Origin of the sequence: Streptomyces rishiriensis (genome assembly GCF_030815485.1) — a bacterium.
Taxonomy (GTDB): domain Bacteria; phylum Actinomycetota; class Actinomycetes; order Streptomycetales; family Streptomycetaceae; genus Streptomyces; species Streptomyces rishiriensis_A.
Genome location: NZ_JAUSWV010000002.1, coordinates 3,812,788 through 3,830,218 on the forward strand (window position 1 = coordinate 3,812,788; position 17,431 = coordinate 3,830,218).

Here is a 17,431-nt window from a genome sequence, read left to right on the forward strand (position 1 = left end):
CCGGCCCGAGCGCACCTCGGCCGGGCGTCGCACTTTTCCCCCGCCGGGTTGCGCACCGGTTCCTCACCGATCCGCCCGGCCGAACACGACCGACGGGCCCACGTCACCGGCCCTGCCCGTACTTCCCCCACACGTGATCGATCCGCAACCAATTCCGGTCTTGACCGAGACCCATCAACCGCCTGCGTGATTACGCTCGCGCTCATGGAAGACTCCGCACCGCTCCCGACTCCCCCGGCGATCACCACCGCGAACCCGGCCGACCGCCCCGTCTACGTCATCGGCGGCGGTCCCGGCGGCCTCGCCACCGCGTACGCGCTGCGTGCCCAGGGCATACGGGCGGTCGTCGTGGAGAAGGCCGACGGGGTCGGCGCGTCCTGGCGGCGTCATTACGACCGGCTGCATCTGCACACCACCCGGCGCCTTTCGGCCCTGCCCGGCCTGGCGATGCCACGCCGGTTCGGGCGGTGGGTGGCACGCGACGACATGGTGCGCTACCTGGAGAAGTACGCCGAGGTCCACGAGCTGGAGACCGTCACCGGCGTCGAGGTCTCCCGCGTCGAGCGCACCCCGGACGGCACCGGCTGGCTGCTGCGCGCCACCGGCGGGCGCGAGCTCGTCGGCTCGGCGGTGGTCGTCGCCACCGGCTACAACCACACCCCCTACCTGCCGGACTGGCCCGGCCGCGAGACGTTCGGGGGCGAGCTGGCGCACGCCGCCGCCTACCGCAGCGGCAAGGAGTACGCCGGCCGGGACGTCCTGGTCGTCGGCGTCGGCAACACCGGCGCCGAGATCGCCGTCGACCTGGTGGAGAGCGGTGCGGCCCGGGTGCGGCTGTCCGTGCGCACCGCCCCGCACATCGTGCGCCGCTCGACGGCCGGGTGGGCCGCGCAGTACACGGCCGTGCTCGTACGGCGGCTGCCGGTGCGCCTCGTGGACCGGCTCGCGCGGGCGATGGCGAGGCTCAGCGTGCCCGACCTGTCGGCGCACGGTCTGCCCCGCCCCGGCAGCGGCCTCTACTCCCGCGTCAAGGAGGGCGCCATCCCGGTGCAGGACGTCGGTCTGATCGACGCCGTGCGCAAGGGCAGGGTGGAGATCGTCGCCGCCGTGACGGGACTGGAGGAGGGCGGCGGGATCGCCCTCGCCGACGGCACCCGCATCACCCCGGACGCCGTCGTCGCCGCCACCGGGTACGTCTGCGGCCTGGAGGACCTCGTCGGCCACCTCGGCGTGCTGGACGACCGAGGCAGACCCGTCGGCCACGGCGCCCGCGCCCCGAAGAACGCCCCCGGCCTGTACTTCACCGGCTTCACCACCCCCATCAGCGGCACCCTCCGCGAACTGGCGATCGACGCGGAGAAGATCGCGAAGGCGGTCCGCAAGAACGCCTAACCGCGCGCCTCCCGTAGCCCGTCTCCCGTACAACTCAGGTATTTCCGCTGCCCGTTACATCTGTGTCGGATGTGACGAGGCCGTTGTCGTGCGCCCTCGCGCGGAGCCAGAATGTGAGCCCTGTTCACCTTTCCGGCTTCACTTCACCTCTCGCTCGACGGAGGACGCACGTGGCACGTGAAAGACAGCTCTCCCGCCGTTCCCTGCTCGGCAGTACCGCCGCCCTGGCCGGGGCGGCCACCCTCACCGCGACCACCGCCGGGACGGCCGCCGCGGCCACCACCCGGGACGTGGACGTCGCGATCGTCGGCGGCGGGCTCGCCGGCCTCACCGCGGCCCGTGACCTCGTGGCCGCCGGCCGGACGGTCGTCGTCCTGGAGGCCCGCGACCGCGTGGGCGGCCGGGTGGTCAACCTGCGCCTGCCCGACGGCGGGGTCACCGAGGGCGGCGGCGAGTTCATCGGCCCCACCCAGGACCGCATCAAGGCGCTCGCCGACTCCCTGGGCGTGGCCACCTTCGCCACCTACAACACCGGCAAGAACCTGCTCTACAAGGACGGCAGGAAGACCCCGTACGCCACCGACGGCCTCCTCGGCTCGGTCCCGCCCGTCGATGTCGCCGGTCTCGCCAACGCCGCGATCGTGCAGGCCTCGCTGGACGACATGGCCAAGCAGGTGCCGGTCGACGCTCCGTGGACCGCCGCCAAGGCCGCCGAGTGGGACAAGCAGACCTTCGAGAGCTGGCTGAACGCCAACGCGGTGGTCCCCTCGGCCAAGTTCCTCCTCGACGTGGCCTGCACGTCGATCTTCTCGGCCGAGCCCCGCGAACTCTCGCTGCTCTTCGTCCTCTTCTACATCGCGGCCGCCGGCAACGCCTCGACCCCCGGCACCCTGGAACGCCTCACCGAAACCGCGAACGGCGCCCAGGAGCTGCGCTTCGTCGGCGGCTCCCAACGGGTGCCGGCCGGACTCGCCGCCACCCTCGGCGACCGGGTGGTGCTGAACGCACCGGTGCGCACGATCGCCCGGTCAGGCGGCACGTACGTCGTCACCGCCGACGGCATCACCGTCACCGCCAAGCGGGTCGTCGTCGCCGTGCCCCCGCCGCTCGCCGCCCGCATCCGGTACGACCCGCTGCTGCCCGCCGCCCGCGACCAGCTCACCCAGCGCCTGCCGATGGCCTCGGTGGCCAAGGCGATCGCGATCTACGACACCCCCTTCTGGCGGGCCGACGGCCTCAACGGCCAGGTCGTCAGCGACACCGGGGTGATCAGCTCCACCTTCGACAACTCCCCGCCCGACGCCTCGTACGGCGCGCTGATGGGCTTCATCGAGGCCGACGAGGCCCGCAAGCTGGACGCCGCGAGCGAGGCGGAGGTCAGGGCGGCCGTGCTGAAGGACTACGTGACGTACTTCGGCGAGAAAGCCGCCTCCCCTTCCTCCTTCGTCCTGCAACGCTGGAACAACGAGGCCTACACCCGCGGCGGCCCCGTCTCGATCGCCGCGCCGGGCGTCCTGACGCAGTACGGCCCGGCCCTGCGCGAGCCGGTCGGCGGGATCCACTGGGCCGGGACGGAGACCTCCGTCCACTGGATGGGCTTCATGGACGGGGCCGTGCGGTCGGGCGAGCGGGTGGCGAAGGAGGTGCTGGCGGTGCTCTAGCCGGTGACCGCGTCCGCTCCCCGCCCGCTCCTTTCTGTGTGCACGACCATTCCTGACACTCCGTCAGGTATGTAACCTGACAGAGCGTCAGTTACTTGACGGTCACTCATGGCAGTCACACAGGAGCGGGCGGACCGATGCTTGGATCAACCCACGGCACCCTCACCACCGACTCACGCCGGGCCCGGGTCGTCGCGTGCGGCGAGCATCCCGGGCCCGCCGTCCACGGCCGGCCGGCCGAGGCGGACGACCTCGACGTCAGCGGCCGTCCGCTCTATGCGGACGTCCCCGATCTGGACCGGTTCTTCCGGCCGGAATCGGTCGCGGTCATCGGCGCCTCGGACGCCGAAGGACGCCCGAACACCGGTGTCACCCGGCAACTGGTGGACTGGGCGGAGCGGGTGGGGGCGCGGCTGCATCCCGTGCACCCCACCCGCGGGAGCGTCTTCGGCCGGCCCTGCTCGCCGTCCGTGGCCGACCTGCCCGAACAGGTCGACCTGGCCGTCCTGCTGGTCGCCGACCCGCTGCCCGTCATCGAGCAGCTCGCCGAGACGAAGGTGAGGTTCGCCGTCGTCTTCGCCTCCGGCTTCGCGGAGACGGGTGAGGAGGGCGCGGCCGCGCAGGCCCGCCTCGCCGCGGCGGTGGCGCGCTCGGGCATCCGCCTCCTCGGCCCCAACACCAACCTCAACGCCTTCGAGCGGTTCCGCGACGACCTCCGCGGCCCGTCGATCGCGCTGATCACCCAGTCCGGCCACCAGGGCCGCCCGGTCTTCGCCCTCCAGGAACTCGGCATCCGCCTCTCCCACTGGGCGCCGACCGGCAACGAGGCCGATCTGGAGACCGCCGACTTCCTCTCCTACTTCGCCGAGCGTCCCGAGGTCGGCGCGATCGCCTGTTACGTGGAGGGGCTGAAGGACGGCCGGTCCTTCCTCCTCGCCGCCGACCGGGCGGCCCGGCGCGGGGTGCCGGTCGTCGCGGTCAAGGTCGGCCGCACCGAGACCGGCGCCCGCACCGCCGCCTCCCACACCGGCAAGCTGACCGGCGCGGACGAGGTCGTCGACGCGGCGATGCGCCAGTACGGCGTGATCCGGGTGGACGGTCTCGACGAACTCCAGGACACCGCCGCCCTGTTGGCCCGGGCCCGGCCGCCGCGGGCCGACGGGGTCGTCGTCTACTCGATCTCGGGCGGCACCGGCGCCCACGCGGCCGACCTGGCGACGGCGGCCGGTCTGACCCTGCCGACCCTGTCGGCGGACAGACAGGCCGAGCTGCACCAGTGGATCCCGGCCTACCTGAACGTGGCCAACCCGGTGGACAACGGCGGGCACCCGGTGGGCGACGAGCGCGGCCGGAAGATCATCGACGCGATCCTCGACGACCCCGCCGTCGGCGTGCTGATCTGCCCCATCACGGGCCCGTTCCCCCCGTTGAGCGACCGTCTGGTCCAGGATCTCGTGGACGCGGCGGAACGGACGGACAAGCTGGTGTGCGTGGTCTGGGGCTCGCCGGTGGGCACCGAACCGGCCTACCGGGACGTCCTGCTGGGCTCCTCCCGGGTGGCGACCTTCCGCACCCTCGCCAACTGCGTCTCGGCGGTCCGCGCCCACCTCGCGCACCACCGCTTCGTGAGCGGCTACCGCTCCCCCTTCGACGAGGCACCGCGCGTCCAGTCCCCGTCCTTCCGCAAGGCGCAGCTGCTGATGCGGCCGGGACAGCAGCTGAGCGAGCACGCGGCGAAGCAGCTGTTGCGGGCGTACGGCATCCGGGTTCCGCGCGAGCAGCTGGTGACCAGTGCCGCGGCCTCGGTGCGGGCGGCGGCGCTGGTCGGCTACCCCGTGGTGATGAAGGCGTCCGGCGGGCAGATCGCCCACAAGACCGAGCTGGGCCTGGTGAAGGTCGGTCTCACCTCGGCCAGCCAGGTCCGGGACGCCTACCGCGAGCTGACCGACATCGCGCGCTACGAGGGCATCTCGCTGGACGGCGTCCTGGTGTGCCAGATGGTCGAGCGGGGCGTGGAGATGGTGGTCGGCGTGACCCACGACGACCTGTTCGGCCCGACCGTGACCGCGGGCCTCGGCGGGGTCCTGGTGGAGGTCCTGCGCGACGCCGCCGTGCGGGTGCCGCCGTTCGGCGAGGACCAGGCCCGCGACATGCTGGCCGAACTGCGCGGGAGAGCGCTGCTGGACGGCGTACGGGGCCGCCCTCCGGCCGATCTGGACGCGCTCGTCGAGGTGATCCTGCGCGTGCAGCGGATGGCCCTGGAGCTGGGCGACGACCTCGCCGAACTCGACATCAACCCCCTGGTGGTCCTGCCGTGGGGCCAGGGCGCGGTGGCGCTGGACGCCCTGGCGGTGTGCCGGTGAGGACCACCGCCCGGACGAGCGCCCGGAACGGAGCGTGATGGTGCCCGAGCCCGTGCCCGACACCGACACCAAGCACGGCACCGAGCCCGACATCGACACCAAGCACGGCGGGCCCGACACCGGCACCGGGGACCAGCACCAGCACCAGCACCAGCACCAGCACCAGCACCAGCACCAGCACCAGCAACGAGCCGGAGCCCCCGCCCCAAGCCGAGCCGTCGGTACTCCACCGGACCGACCGCCAGGTCACCCACATCGCCCTCGACCGTCCCGAGGCCCTCAACGCCCTCACCCCCGGTATGCGGGACCAGCTGATCGATCTCCTCGCGCAGGCCTCGGCCGACCCGGACGTCCGGGCCGTGGTCCTCACCGGCACCGGGCACGGCTTCTGCGCGGGAGCGGATCTGCGGGGCGGTTCCCCGGACGGCGAGCGGGTGGCGGGAGACGTGGCCCGCACTCTCCGCCTCGGCGCCCAGCGCCTGGTCTCCGCCGTCCTCGACTGCGAGAAACCGGTGATCGCCGCGGTGAACGGCGTGGCGGCCGGCCTGGGCGCGCACCTCGCGTTCGCCTGTGACCTGGTGCTGGCCGCGCGATCGGCGAGGTTCATCGAGGTGTTCGTCCGCCGGGGCCTGGTCCCGGACGGCGGCGGCGCCTATCTCCTCCCCCGGCTGATCGGTCCCCTGCGGGCCAAGGAGCTGATGTTCTTCGGCGACGCGCTCACCGCGCCGGACGCCGAACGCCTCGGCCTGGTCAACCGGGTGGTGCCGGACGGTGAGCTGGACAGGACGGCCCGCGAGTGGGCGGCCCGCCTGGCCGCCGGTCCCACCCGCGCGCTGGCGCTCACCAAACAGCTGGTCAACACCTCGCTCGACGGCGACCGGGCCGCCGCCTTCGCCGCCGAGGCCACCGCTCAGGAGATCAACATGACGACGGCGGACGCGCGGGAGGGCGTGACGAGCTTCGTCGAACGACGTGAGCCGAGGTTCCGGGGCCGGTGACGGGGTCGCCGCTGCCGCGGCCCTTCCTATCTGACATGTCGTCAGTTTCAATGGAACACATGATGGGACATGCGGGAATGGCGGCTGCGGCCGTCCGTTACCTCAGGACGGACCGCCCGGTCGAGGCGCTGCCCCGCCCGGAGTTGCGCTGTGTCCGCGAGGACGAACGCGCACCGGTGGACCAGGGCGAGTTCCGGCGGGTGCTGGGCAGCTTCGCGTCGGGCGTGACGGTCGTGACGGCACCGGCCGTCGAGGGCGAGGACGGGGGCGCGGGCCCGGCGGGCTTCGCCTGCCAGTCCTTCTCCTCCCTCTCCCTCGATCCGCCGCTGGTCGCCTTCATGGTCGGCCGCACCTCCACGAGCTGGCCGCGTATCGCCCGCGCCGGTGTCTTCTGCGTCAACGTGCTGAGCGCCGGCCAGGACGGTCTGTGCCGCGCCTTCGCGGCGAGCGGCACCGACAGGTTCGCGGGTGTCGCCCACGACCCGGCGCCGGTGTCGGGGGCGCCCCGCCTGGCCGGCACCCTCGCGTGGATCGACTGCGCGATCCACGCCGTCCACACGGGCGGCGACCATCTCGTCGTCGTGGGCCGGGTGACCGCCCTCGGAACGGGCGAGGCCGCGGAGGCGCCGCCCCTGCTGTTCCACCGGGGCCGCTTCCTCTGAGCGCCGGCGCCGGTACGCCCCGCTCAGCGCACGTAGTCGACGATCTGCATCATGCCTTCGTCGCCGTGCTGGAGCTGGTGGCAGTGCAGCATCGAGCGGCCGGTGAAGTCCTCGGCGCGCAGCCGGAAGGTGATCGAGCCGTTCGGCGGGACGCTGACCGTGTCGTGCCAGACCGGCGCGGCCAGGCGGCGGTTGTCGACGGCGGTCAGGAGGAAGTGGTTGGTGTGCAGGTGGAAGGGGTGATGACTGTGGGCGTGGGAGTCGTTGACGACCGTCCACTCCTCGACCTCGCCCAGCCGCACGCGCTGGTTGACGAAGTCGGCCGCGAGGCGGCCCCAGGCCAGGTCGCTGCGGCCCGCCAGCGGGTCGGCGGGCGGTGTCTCGCCGTCGCCCAGGATGCGGTAGGCGTTCGGGAAGGCGCCTGAGAAGACGTTCTCGTCACTGCGGAAGATCAGGTGCCGGGTGCGGGTGGGCTCGGGCAGGCTCGTGGATCGGCCGGGCAGGCTCGTCGGCAGCGGCATCGAGCGGGGCTCGCCGGTGACGACGAGCGTCAGCAGGGTCTGCGAGGGACCCCCGCCGGTCAGCTTGTAGGTACCGGGCTCGCCCCCGCGGATCAGCACGTCGACGCGCCCGCCCATCGGCAACGTCAGTCCGCTGGTGGCGACGGGTTCCATGAAGGTGATGCCGTCGCAGGCGATCTGGTGCATCTCGTGTCCGCGCAGGCTCAGGAAGTGAGCGGTGACCGCTCCGGCGTTGACGACCCGCCAGCGCTGGACCTCCCCCGGGGCGATGGTCAGCACGGGGTTCTTCGCGCCGTTGACCAGGAAGGTGGAGTCGAGGCCCTCGTAGGTGCCGTGGGAGGTCAGGTCCGGCACCCGCCCGCCGGACAGCTTGAGTTCGCTGATGAAGACGACGACGTCCTTGGCGGCGGCGATCTCGGGCACCTCGTCGACGTCCCCCTCGACGACCAGCGCGCCCCCCATGCCCCCCAGCAGCTGGGTCGCCGTGGAGCCGTGATGGTGGGGGTGGTACCAGAACGTGCCGGCCGGATGGTCCGCCGGCACCTCGACCCTGCTGCGGTGGGTGGTGGTGTCCCCCGGCGTGTCGGAGGGCTCGAAGGTGCGGTAGATGTTGTCCGCCTCGCCGGTGGGGTCCACGTGCATGCCGTGGGTGTGCAGGTTGAAGGTGTTGAAGTGATGCGGGACGTTCATGTCGTGATGCGCCGCCCCGTCGTTCGGCGGCAGCGCGTTGATGTGCTCGATCTCGAGCGAGTCCCCCGGACGCACCCGCAGCGTCGGCCCGGGGATCACCCCTTCGTAGGTGCGCGTGGTCACGGTGCCGACCCCGGGGATCACCTGCTCGGTGAACCCGACGGTCAGACGGGTCTCCAGCCGCCCCGTGCGCGGCGCCGAACTGCGGATCTCCGGCTGCGGGAAGGAGGGGTCGCCCTCCTGCCGTGCCACCGCCCGCGGACTCCCCGCCACGCCGGTCATGACCGCCCCGGCGGCGACCGGCAGGCACTTCAGCACGCCACGACGGGCCAGAGATGTCACGTATCGCCTCCATGGGCAGAGAGCAGCGGAAAGCGGCGGGCGGTCCCGCAGCGGTCGGGCAGAGCAACGACACGGAGGCCGCACAGCGCAGCCATCCGTGTCGGAATGTGCCCATATGGTACGTAAAGGAGCCCCGAAACCACCTTCGCCTCACCGACCCGACCCGACCCAGACCGGCACGACCCGGACCGGCACGGGCCCGGACCGGCACGGGCCGGGACCGGCACGGGCCGGGACCGGCACGGGCCGGGACCAGCACCTCGCCCCGGCACCGGCTCAGGCAGGTCACCGGCTCAGGTGGCCGCCGCCACGGAAGCCGCCGCCACAGGGGCCGCCGGCCGCCGCCGGATCACCAGCGCCATCAGCGCCGCGGCCGCGCACAGCGCCCCGGACGCGTACCAGACCATGTCGTACGAGCCGAACGCGTCCCGCGCCATGCCGCCCAGGAAGGCCACCAGCGCCGCGCCTACCTGATGGGAGGCCAGGACCCAGCCGAAGACGATCGCGCTGTCGTCGCCGTACTGCTCGCGGCACAGGGCCAGGGTGGGCGGAACGGTGGCGACCCAGTCGAGACCGTAGAAGACGATGAAGAAGATCATCGGAGGGTGCACCGAAGGGGCCAGCAGCATCGGCAGGAACAGCAGCGAGACGCCCCTCAGCGCGTAGTACACCGCCAGCAGTCGGCGCGGCTCGAAGCGGTCGGTGAACCAGCCGGAGGCGATCGTGCCGACCACGTCGAAGACGCCGATGACCGCGAGCAGCGAGGCCGCCGCCGTGATCGGCATGCCGTGGTCGTGCGCGGCGGGCACGAAGTGGGTCTGGATCAGGCCGTTGGTGGAGGCGCCGCAGATCGCGAAGGTGCCGGCCAGCAGCCAGAACGGGCCCGTGCGGACCGCCGAGGAGAGGACCCGCAGGGTGCGGCGCGCGGCGCCCTGCACCGGGGCCGGCTTCGGGACGAACTCCGTCGCGCCGTAGGGCTTCTGGCCCACGTCCGCCGGATGGTCCCGCAGCAGCAGCCACACGAAGGGGACGACGGCCAGCGCGGCCAGCGCGACCGTCACCGCCGCCGGGCGCCAGTCGTGCCGGGTGATCAGCCAGGACAGCAGCGGCAGGAAGATCAGCTGTCCGGAGGCCGAGGCCGCGGTCAGGATGCCGCTGACCAGGCCCCGGCGCTCGGTGAACCAGCGGTTGGTGACCGTCGCGGCGAAGGCGAGCGCCATCGAGCCGGAGCCGAGGCCCACCAGCAGGCCCCAGTACAGCATCAGTTGCCAGGCCGCCGTCATCCAGACCGTCAGGAGCGAGCCGACCGAGACCACCGTCAGGGCCACCGCGACCACCCGGCGGATGCCGAAGCGGTCCATCAGCGCCGCCGCGAACGGGGCGGTGAGGCCGTACAGGGCCAGGTTGACCGAGACCGCCGCGCCGATCGTGCCGCGCGACCAGCCGAACTCCTGGTGCAGCGGGTCGATGAGCAGGCCGGGGAGGGAACGGAAGGCCGCCGCGCCGATGATCGTGACGAAGGTGACGGCGGCGACGAACCAGGCGCGGTGGACGCGGCCGCGACGGCGGCCGGGGACACGGTCGGAGACGGGCTGCGGATCCCCGGCGGACGCCGGGGTTTCGGTTGTCTGGGTCACGTCACAGAGCTTCCGATAGCGGAACCTACCGGGCGAGTGGCCCGGGGGACAGCATTCGCTAGGATCGGGCCATGGCCGAACCGTACGCACCCTCCCGCCATCGCGTCGTCGTCCTCGCCCTCGACGGGCTGATGCCCTTCGAGCTGGGCATTCCGCAGCGGATCTTCGGCAAGGCGCGCGACGCGGCGGGCCGTCGCCTGTACGACGTCGTCACGTGCTCCGTCCGGCCGCCGGGCCCCGTCCAGACGGACGCCGACTACGCCGTCCTGGTCGCCAACGGTCCCGAGGCGCTGGCCGACGCCGACACCGTCGTCGTCCCGACCTCCTACGAGCTGGGCCCCGTCTACGAGCAGGGTGTGCTCACCCCCGAACTGGCCGCCGCCCTCGCCCGCCTCCGCCCCGGCACCCGCCTCGTCTCCATCTGCACCGGCGGCTACGTCCTCGCCGCCGCGGGCTATCTGGACGGCCGCCCGGCCACCACGCACTGGATGCACGCCGAGCACTTCCAGCGGCTCTTCCCGAGGATCCGGGTCGACGCGGACGTGCTCTTCATCGACGACGGCGACGTCCTGACCTCCGCCGGGGTGGCGGCCGGGATCGACCTCTGCCTCCATCTCCTGCGCCGTGACCACGGCGCCGCGGTCGCCAACGAGGTGGCCCGCCGTACGGTCGTACCGCCGCATCGTGACGGCGGCCAGGCGCAGTACATCGAGCGCCCCGTGCCCGACCCGCAGCAGGCGACCACGACCACCGCCCGCGCCTGGGCGCTGGGCCGTCTCCACGAACCGATCCAGCTGCGCGACATGGCCGAACAGGAGGCCATGTCGGTACGGACGTTCACGCGCCGCTTCCGCGAGGAGGTGGGCATCAGCCCCGGCCAGTGGCTCACCCAGCAACGGGTCGAGCGGGCCCGGCACCTGCTGGAGTCCAGCGACCGGTCCGTCGACCGGATCGCCCGGGACGCCGGTTTCGGCACCGCCCAGTCGATGCGGCAGCACCTACAGGCGGCCCTCGGGGTCACGCCGACCGCGTATCGGCGCACCTTCCGCACCTTCCGTCCCGGAAGCGGCGAGAGCGGTGGTCGTGACGGCGCCGTCGACGCGGCCCTGCGGTAACCTCCCGCCGGTGCGCACCTCCCCCCCACCCCCGTGAGAAGCAGGGTCACCCCGACCCCGGCCAGAATCGCCGCCGACGGGTCGACCACCCGCCGAGCAGCGCGCGCAACCCCCGATGGCCGCGGCTGGGCGGCACGGCCGGGCAGCCGGACGGGCTCTCCGGTCAGAACGTGAGCACCGCCCGTGCCACTCGTCCCGCCTCCGCGTCCGCCACCGCCTTCGCGAAGTCCTCCACCGGGTAGGTGTCCGTCACCAGTTCGTCGAGGAGCAGACGACCGGCGCGGTACAGATCGGCGTACAGCGCGATGTCCCGCTGCGGGCGCGACGAGCCGTACCGGCAGCCCAGGATCGACTTGTCCAGGTACATCGACGAGACCAGGAAGGACGCCTCGGCGGTGGCCGGCGGAACTCCGAGGAGCACGGCCTGGCCGTGCCGGTCCAGCAGATCGATCGCCTGGCGGATCAGCTCGACCCGGCCGACGCACTCGAAGACGTGGTCCGCGCCCGTGGGCAGCACCTCCCGCACGGCGTCCGTCGAGGTCAGGAAGTCGGTGGCGCCGAACCGCCGGGCCACCGCCTCCTTCGCCGGGTTCGCGTCCACCGCGACGATCCGCGACGCGCCCGCGATCCGCGCTCCCTGCACCACGTTCAGCCCGATCCCGCCCGTCCCGATGACGACGACGCTCTCCCCGTGCCCGACCCGCGCGCGGTTGAGCACGGCCCCGACACCGGTCAGCACCCCGCACCCGATCAGCGCGGCGGACGTCAGCGGGACGTCCGCCGGGATCCGGACGGCCTGTACGGCCTTCACCACCGTGCGCTCCGCGAAGGCGGAGTTGGCCGCGAACTGGTACACCGGGGCCCCCGCGCGCGTGAACGGCTTCCGCGGGCGCCCGATGGCCCGCCGGCACATCGTCGGCCGGCCGCGGTCGCACTCCGCGCACGTGCCGCAGTTGGCGAGGGTGGACAGCGCGACATGATCCCCCGGCACGACATGGGCGACCCCCGCGCCGACCGCCTCGACGACCCCCGCGCCCTCGTGGCCGAGGACGACGGGCGCCGGAAAGGGAATCGTCCCGTCGACGACCGAGAGGTCGCTGTGACACAGCCCGGCCGCCGAGACCGCGACGAGCACCTCGCCCGGCCCCGGATCGCGGACGGCCAGATCGTCGACGACCTCGGCCCGCTTCCCGTCGAACACCACGCCTCGCATCGCGTTCCCACCGTCCTGTCCGTTTCCCGTCGCTATCCCTTGGGCTGCCTGGGCAGGCCGAGCACCCGCTCGGCGATGATCGTGCGCTGGATCTGGTCCGAGCCGCCGTAGACGGTGTCGGCCCGGGAGAACAGGAACAGGTGCTGTGTGTCGTCGATTTCGTACGGGGACGACGGCGACCAGTCCGCGGGGCCGACGCTCGCCGCCGCCCCCCGCACCTGCACCGCCACCTCCCCCAGCCGCTGGTGCCAGCCCGCCCACAGCAGCTTCGCCACGCTGGGCGCACCCGGGCCGCCGGAGCCTCCCAGCGTCCGCAACGCGTTCCACCGCATGGTGCGCAGTTCGGCCCACAGCCGCACCAGCCGCTCACGTACGACGGGGTCGTCGGCCGCCCCCGTCCGCACCGCCGTCCGTACGACCCGCTCCAACTCCCGGGCGAAGCCGATCTGCTGGGCGAGGGTCGACACCCCGCGTTCGAAGCCGAGCAGGCTCATCGCCACCCGCCAGCCGTCGCCCACCGCGCCGACGACGTGCTCCACGCGCGCGTGCGCCCCGTCGAAGAAGACCTCGTTGAAGTCGCTGGTGCCGGTCAGCTGCCGGATCGGCCGCACCTCGATCCGTCCCGGCTGGTCCATGGGGACGAGGAGGAAGGTCAGTCCGTGGTGCCGCCTGGACCGCGGATCGGTGCGGGCGAGCACGAAGCACCAGTCGGCCTCATGCGCGAGGGAGGTCCAGATCTTCTGCCCGGTGACGCGGTACGACCTTCCGTCGGGGGCGAGTTCGGCTTTCGTACGGACCCCGGCCAGGTCGGACCCGGCGCCCGGCTCGCTGTACCCCTGGCACCACAGCTCGGCGCCGAGGGCGATCTGCGGCAGGAAGCGCGCCTTCTGCTCCGCCGTGCCGTGCGCGAGGAGGGTCGGCGCGAGGAGGTTCTCCCCGATGTGCCCGGAGCGGGCCGGCGCCCCCGACCGCGCGTACTCCTCGGCCCAGGCGACCTGCTGCGTAAGACTCCCGCTCCGGTTCCCGTACCCGCCTTCCCTCCACCCGAGCCCGATCCACCCGGCCGCCCCGAGCGTGCGCTCCCAGGCCCGCCGGTCGGCGGGGTACGGGGCGTTCGCCGCGAGCCAGGCACGCGCCTCGGCGCGGAACTCGTCGTCCACGGAGGTAAAACCGAAATCCACGTTCAGCTCCTTGAGCCGGGGCAGGTGCAACCCACCCAGGGGCGCGGGCAACTGCGCGACACTGCCGCCCGCTGTCGGCGGCAGGCGTCTCGGGCCGCCACGGGGGCGGCGGTGTCCGCCGGCCACACGCGGCCCGCAGACGGCAGACGGCAGACGGCAGACGGCAGACGGCACCAGGTACGTTCACCGGTTCGGCCGGTTCCCCTCCCGCGCGGCCCGGGCCATCTCCTCCAACCGGGCGAGCATCGGCATCGGCTCCACCCCCACCGTCCCCGGCAACACCTCCGCGATCCGCTCCGGCGTCCAGGAACCTCCCTCCACGTAGGCCGAACGCAGTTCACCGGGCTGCGCCCACACCGCGATCTTCGGCCCGGCGACGGTGTACACCTGCCCGGTGACCCCCGCGTCCCGCGCGCGGTCGGACAGCAGATACACGACGAACGCGGCCACGTCCTCCGGTTCACCGATCTCCGCCAGCTCCATGGGAACGCCCGCGGACATCCTGGTACGGGCCACGGGAGCCACCGCGTTCGCGGTCACCCCGTACTTGTGCAGCCCCAGTGCGGCACTGCGGACGAGCGAGATGATCCCGCCCTTGGCGGCGCTGTAGTTGGCCTGCGAGACCGAGCCCTGGTGGTTGCCGCTGGTGAAGCCGATCAGTGTGCCGGAGCGCTGCCCGCGCATCACCGCCGACGCGGCCCGGAACACGGTGAACGTGCCCTTGAGATGGGTGGCCACGACCGGGTCCCACTCGTCCTCGGACATGTTGAACAGCATCCGCTCCCGCAGGATCCCGGCGACGCACACGACGCCGTCGATCCGCCCGTACGACGCCAGCGCGGTGTCGACGACCCGCTGCCCGCCGGCCATCGTCGAGACGTCGTCGGCGACGGCGACCGCCTCCCCGCCCGCCGCCTCGATCTCCTTGACGACGGACTCGGCGATCTCGCTGGTGGGTGAGGCGCCGTCCACCGAGACCCCGTAGTCGTTGACGACGACCCGCGCGCCCTCGGCCGCCGCCGCGAGCGCCACCGCCCGTCCGATGCCTCGTCCCGCCCCCGTGACGGCGACGACCTTGCCGGTCAGGAAGTTCCCCACGTCCGGCCCCCTCCCACAGTTTCTGACGGACCGTTAGATTTGGATTCGAGGTCTAGGTTGACCCGTCCGTCGGTCGGGGACAAGCCCCGGGGAGGCATGGAATGACACTGCCGGTCGAGTTCCACGACATCGCGAAGCGCGTCAACAACTGGGGACGCTGGGGGGCCGACGACGAGATCGGCACGCTGAACCTCATCACCGACGACGTCGTCCGCGCGGCCGTCGCCGAGGTCCGCACCGGCCGCCGCGTCCCGCTCGCGCTCCCCCTGCGGGAGGACGGCGTGCAGACCGGGCTGATCCCGGGGCGGGTCAACCCCCTGCACGCCATGGTGCAGATCAACCAGGAGATCTTCGGGCCCGGCACGGTGGCGTGCAGCGACGACGCCGTGACCATGGGCCTCCAGGCCGGCACCCACTGGGACGCGCTCACCCATGTCTCGCACTCGGGGAAGCTCTACAACGGCCGGCCGGCCGCCACCATCACCCCGCACGGCGGCGCCGAGTTCGGCGGCATCGACAAGGCCCGGCACGTCGTCTCGCGCGGGGTCCTTCTGGACGTGGCACGCGCGCGTGGCGTCGACCGGCTGGACGGAGGGCACGCGGTCACCCCGGAGGACCTGGCGGCGGCGGAGGAGTTGGCCGGCACCCGGGTGCGCGCCGGCGACATCGTGCTCGTACGGACCGGGCAGGTGCAGATCTACCTGGCCGGCGACAGGCAGGCGTACGGCTATCCGTCGCCGGGCCTCTCGGTCCGCACGCCGGAGTGGTTCCACGCGCGCGATGTGGCGGCGGTCGCCAACGACACCCTCACCTTCGAGATCTTCCCGCCGGAGATCGACGACCTGTGGCTGCCGGTGCACGCGCTCGACCTGGTGGAGATGGGGATGTTCCAGGGCCAGAACTGGAATCTCGAAGAGTTGTCCACAGCCTGTGGACAAACGGGCCGCTACGCGTTCCTGCTGTCGGCGATGCCCGAGCCCTTCGTCGGCGGGACCGGAACTCCGGTCGCCCCCGTGGCGGTGCTGTAGGAGAGCTGCGCCGACCGGCGCTCGCCACGCCGGCTGGCGGTACGCGGCTGCCCGCCCCGAGCACGGCACCGCGCACCGCCATCCGACCTCGGCGCGCCCTCCCCCACTCCCGACTCCGCCCGAGCGGGAGCGACCCCCACCAACTCCCCTCGGCCCTGAGGGAGCCGACGCCGAATCGCGACCCGCACTCGGCGAGAGCCTCCGTCACCGAAGCCCTCGTCGTCCCCTCACGGCGAATCGCTGACCACAAGCGTGATCAAACGGACACCAGGCGTCAACACCTGAACGGCCATTTATTACTTACGTCCGCTTTTGCGGTGGGCGCGCACAGAAGCACAGCCGGGCGCACCGATGCCGGCCCGGACGATCGACGACAGCGCTTTCTGCGCCCGTGCACCGCGACTCCGCGCCTCCCATGGACGCTCCGCACCCGTGCGCCCTCGCCACCGCCCGATCAGGGCCGCCCGATCAGGGCCGCCCGATCAGGGCCGCCCGATCACGGCCGCCGACCACCACTGACCGATCACCGCCGCCTGAACTCCACTGCCCGAACACCGTTGCCGGATCCCACTCGACCACCGCCGCCCGGACACCGCTCAGACGACCTCGTAAGCGAGGCCTCCATACGCCGGCTCGGGCTCCGCCGGGACCGCGCCCCGGCACGTCTCCGCGCCCCCGTGGCCCACCTCGGCGCCACCGGGCTCCGCGCAGCGGTCCAGTTCGCACCAGATGCGCTTGCCGGCGCCTTCGACGCTCCAGCCCCAGCGGTCCGCGAGGCCGTCGACCAGGGCCAGGCCACGGCCGCCTGTCGCCTCGTCACCGGCGCACCGGGGAACGGGCGCCCGGTCGCTGGTGTCGGCCACCTCCAGCCGGACGGTGGACGGCTCGGCCGTCCCGCCCGGCAGGGAGAGCCGCAGCACGGCCGGACAGCCGGTGTGCACGACCGCGTTGGTGACCAGTTCGGAGACGAGCAGGATCAGCGTCTCGGCGAGCGGCTCCTCGTCCCCTATCCCGGACCCGGCGAGGCGCGAACGGGCCCACCTGCGGGCGCGCCCCACCTCAGCGGGGTCGGGCCGGATCTCCAGCTGCACTTGAAGCACCTGCACCGCTCACACCATCCGAACCGGCGGACACATGGCCGTGCGCCACGCGAGCCACGCGAGCCGCGTGTGCACCATGACGACGGGGGCCACGATCGTAGCCATTTTCTGCATGGCCAGGACAACAGCCAGAGGCAGGGTGACGGAACGTGAATCCCTTACGAGACAGCTTGGTTGACATACAGTCACCTCAACAAGCGCTTCGGGCATATTCCAGCGCGAAGGAGTACCCGTGCGGCATACTGTGCGACGCTCGTTGCGGGAAGTCGAACAGACAGGCCCCCGGAGCCCGTCCGCCCTGCGAGCGGCGGCGCGCACCGCCGGATCCGGCACCGCCCCAGGGGCACCGCCGGCATGGCTCATGCTCGGAACCACTCGCATCCCACAGAAGGTACCGGAGAGGCCTGCCGACTCCGGGCCGTAACGGGTC

General features: G+C 72.7%; 13 protein-coding genes. 7 read left to right on the forward strand and 6 right to left on the reverse strand.

The window, feature by feature from the left end:
- Window positions 1-204 precede the first annotated feature (204 nt).
- From QF030_RS19360 to QF030_RS19380, 5 genes are all read left to right on the forward strand, one after another.
- A complete protein-coding gene (locus QF030_RS19360; protein ID WP_307163930.1) occupies window positions 205-1,392 on the forward strand; it encodes a flavin-containing monooxygenase in 1,188 nt (395 codons plus the stop codon).
- Window positions 1,393-1,562: 170 nt separating this feature from the next.
- Window positions 1,563-3,053 (forward strand): flavin monoamine oxidase family protein, encoded by a 1,491-nt coding sequence (locus tag QF030_RS19365; protein ID WP_307163931.1) that lies wholly within the window; start codon window positions 1,563-1,565, stop codon window positions 3,051-3,053.
- Between the two features lie 137 nt (window positions 3,054-3,190).
- Window positions 3,191-5,416: an acetate--CoA ligase family protein gene (locus tag QF030_RS19370; RefSeq protein WP_307163932.1), complete on the forward strand. Its 2,226-nt coding sequence runs from the start codon at window positions 3,191-3,193 to the stop codon at window positions 5,414-5,416.
- A 254-nt stretch (window positions 5,417-5,670) separates the two neighbouring features.
- Complete coding sequence (locus QF030_RS19375; protein ID WP_373428902.1) at window positions 5,671-6,414, forward strand: enoyl-CoA hydratase/isomerase family protein; 744 nt, start codon at window positions 5,671-5,673, stop codon at window positions 6,412-6,414.
- 62 nt (window positions 6,415-6,476) lie between these two features.
- On the forward strand, window positions 6,477-7,076 hold the full coding sequence (locus tag QF030_RS19380) for a flavin reductase family protein (protein ID WP_307167623.1): 600 nt from the start codon (window positions 6,477-6,479) through the stop codon (window positions 7,074-7,076).
- A 23-nt stretch (window positions 7,077-7,099) separates the two neighbouring features.
- Here the strand turns inward: QF030_RS19380 and QF030_RS19385 are convergent, their stop codons facing one another.
- Window positions 7,100-8,629 (reverse strand): multicopper oxidase family protein, encoded by a 1,530-nt coding sequence (locus QF030_RS19385; RefSeq protein ID WP_307163933.1) that lies wholly within the window; start codon window positions 8,627-8,629, stop codon window positions 7,100-7,102.
- 293 nt (window positions 8,630-8,922) lie between these two features.
- Window positions 8,923-10,266, reverse strand: a complete 1,344-nt coding sequence (locus QF030_RS19390; RefSeq protein ID WP_307163934.1) for an MFS transporter — start codon at window positions 10,264-10,266, stop codon at window positions 8,923-8,925.
- 71 nt (window positions 10,267-10,337) lie between these two features.
- Here QF030_RS19390 and QF030_RS19395 point away from each other — a divergent pair, with 71 nt between their 5' ends.
- Window positions 10,338-11,381 (forward strand): GlxA family transcriptional regulator, encoded by a 1,044-nt coding sequence (locus QF030_RS19395; RefSeq protein ID WP_307163935.1) that lies wholly within the window; start codon window positions 10,338-10,340, stop codon window positions 11,379-11,381.
- A 163-nt stretch (window positions 11,382-11,544) separates the two neighbouring features.
- On the opposite strand, the gene QF030_RS19400 is transcribed toward QF030_RS19395, so the two are convergent.
- From QF030_RS19400 to QF030_RS19410, 3 genes are all read right to left on the reverse strand, one after another.
- Window positions 11,545-12,594, reverse strand: coding sequence for a Zn-dependent alcohol dehydrogenase (locus QF030_RS19400; protein ID WP_307163936.1), 1,050 nt, complete (start codon window positions 12,592-12,594; stop codon window positions 11,545-11,547).
- 32 nt (window positions 12,595-12,626) lie between these two features.
- A complete protein-coding gene (locus QF030_RS19405) occupies window positions 12,627-13,775 on the reverse strand; it encodes an acyl-CoA dehydrogenase family protein (RefSeq protein WP_307163937.1) in 1,149 nt (382 codons plus the stop codon).
- A 183-nt stretch (window positions 13,776-13,958) separates the two neighbouring features.
- Window positions 13,959-14,873 carry an SDR family NAD(P)-dependent oxidoreductase gene (locus QF030_RS19410; protein ID WP_307163938.1) on the reverse strand — a complete coding sequence of 305 codons (915 nt, stop codon included), beginning with the start codon at window positions 14,871-14,873 and terminating at the stop codon, window positions 13,959-13,961.
- Between the two features lie 101 nt (window positions 14,874-14,974).
- Here QF030_RS19410 and QF030_RS19415 point away from each other — a divergent pair, with 101 nt between their 5' ends.
- The gene (locus tag QF030_RS19415) at window positions 14,975-15,901 is read left to right on the forward strand and encodes a cyclase family protein (protein ID WP_307163939.1); all 927 of its coding nucleotides are present in this window, start codon (window positions 14,975-14,977) and stop codon (window positions 15,899-15,901) included.
- A gap of 596 nt (window positions 15,902-16,497) precedes the next feature.
- Here QF030_RS19415 and QF030_RS19420 read toward each other — a convergent pair.
- Window positions 16,498-16,992, reverse strand: coding sequence for an ATP-binding protein (locus QF030_RS19420; RefSeq protein ID WP_307167624.1), 495 nt, complete (start codon window positions 16,990-16,992; stop codon window positions 16,498-16,500).
- Between the last annotated feature and the right edge of the window lie 439 nt (window positions 16,993-17,431).